This is a genomic window from Kitasatospora sp. NPDC091257 (assembly GCF_044757675.1).
GTDB lineage: Bacteria > Actinomycetota > Actinomycetes > Streptomycetales > Streptomycetaceae > Kitasatospora > Kitasatospora lactacystinica.
The window spans coordinates 1-1,788 of record NZ_JBIVVI010001543.1; the positions used below are offsets into that span (position 1 = coordinate 1).

Sequence of the window (1,788 nt, forward strand, 5' to 3'; positions counted from 1 at the left end):
CCCTGAGGGATCTGGTCCCGGCCGACTACTCGACCGCCACGCCGAAGGCCGCCGCCAGCCCGGCCAGACCGTTCGTCACCGCCCGCCCGGACGGGCTGAACTCCCAGCCGCCGGCGCCCCGGCGGAACGCCCCGAGCAGCATCGCGGTGTCCGGCACCCCGCCGGTCGGTCCCGCCCAGGCGTCCGGACCGCCCGCGCCCGGCCCGTACGCGGCGGCGAGAGCCAGCCCGTGCACGTAGCCGAGTGGCAGCGCCGGGTGCTCCTCCTCCTCGGTGGACACGGCGACCACCACCTCCTCGACGGCGGCCGGCAGCCGGTGCAGGTCCAGCGCCAGCCGGGCCGCCCGGGTCGGCTCGCCCGGCACCGAGCGGGTCGGATGCAGCCGGACGGAACCGTCCGGGTCCTGCGGGCTGTTGAAGAACACGAAGTGCTCGTCGCTCAGCACCCGGCCGCCCGCGCACAGGAAGGCGGTGACGTCCAGCTCCACCGCGTCCCCGCCGGCCGTCCGGCTCTGCCAGCTCACCGTGAGGGCGGTCTCGCCCGCCCCCTCGGGACCGCCGTTCGCGGCGGTGGTGGCGGTGGCAGCGGCGGCGCCGGCATCCCCGGACCCGCCGCCGAGCCGGCCGCGCAGACCCTGCTCGGCGAGCAGGACGACCAGCTCCGGACCGCTCACCAGCGTCAGCGGCTTGCCCTCGATGTAGCTGTACGAGCCGCGGCCGAAGCCCGCGGTGGTGACCAGGATGCCCTTGTTCGCGCCGTGGTGGCGGACGGTGGACTCCAGGTCGCGCACCGCCGTCGGCGGGACGGTCTTCTTGTAGCGCTTCGCCTGGATCACGATCTTGCCGCCGGTCACCGGGTCCAGGTCCTCCGCCACCACGTCCACCCCGACGTCGCCGCTGCGGGCCGTGGTCATCACCCGGAAGCCGCGCAGCCGGAACAGCTCGGCGATCAGGTCCTCGAACTCCAGCGGGTCCATCTCGAACAGGTCCGGCTCGTCCTCGCCGCCGTGCCCGGCCAGGATCCCGCCGACGCTCTCCGGCCGCCGGTCCGGGCGCACCTCGTCCAGCCGCTCCGGGCGCGCCGACAGCCGGCCGCCCAGGCCCTGGAAGCACTCCAACGGATCCACCCGGTCCAGTGCCAGGCCGGCGAAGCCGGCCCGGGTCGCGGTCAGGGTGGACAGGAAGCGCTCGGCCTCCCGGCCGGTCGCCGGGTCGATGCCGAGGACGAAGCTGTTCAGCACCACCGAGTCCAGCAGCCCGTCCCGGTCCGCCCGGAACAGCTCCGCCGCCACCCGCAGTGCCGACTGCGCCAGCACCTGCCGGTACAGCGCCTTGCGCTCCGTCGCCGGGCGGGCCACCTCGGCCTCGCGGTCGTCCGACTTCACGTACCGCACCCGGGCGGCGGCCGGCACCACGTCCGGCCCGGGCAGCTCCCAGTCCACCACCAACTGGCGGCTCCCGGCGTCGAACGCCGCCACCAGCCGGTGCGGGAAGCCCTCCGGCCAGGCCGCCGAGGCGTACAGGCCCGCGGTGAAGTACTCCTGCACCGCCTCCGGCTCACCCGCCCGCAGCCGGCGCAGCAACTCCTCGGTCCGCGCGGCCAGCTCCTCCTGCTGCCGGCGGGACTGCTCGGCCCAGGCCAGGTACTCCTGGTGGTACCCGGCCAGCCGCTGCTGCCGGTCCGCCTCCCGGGCCTGGGCGGCGTACCAGTCCTGCTCGAACCGGGCCCGGGCCTGGGCCAGGTACTGCTCGTACTGCTGCCGCACCCCCGGGTTGCGGGCCTGGACCG

General features: G+C 75.8%; 1 protein-coding gene. It reads right to left on the bottom strand.

What is annotated here, in order from left to right; genetic code table 11:
- Window positions 1-25: 25 nt before the first annotated feature.
- A partial coding sequence (locus ACIQOV_RS40100) for a restriction endonuclease (protein ID WP_401055898.1) occupies window positions 26-1,788 on the bottom strand: 1,763 nt, incomplete at its 5' end.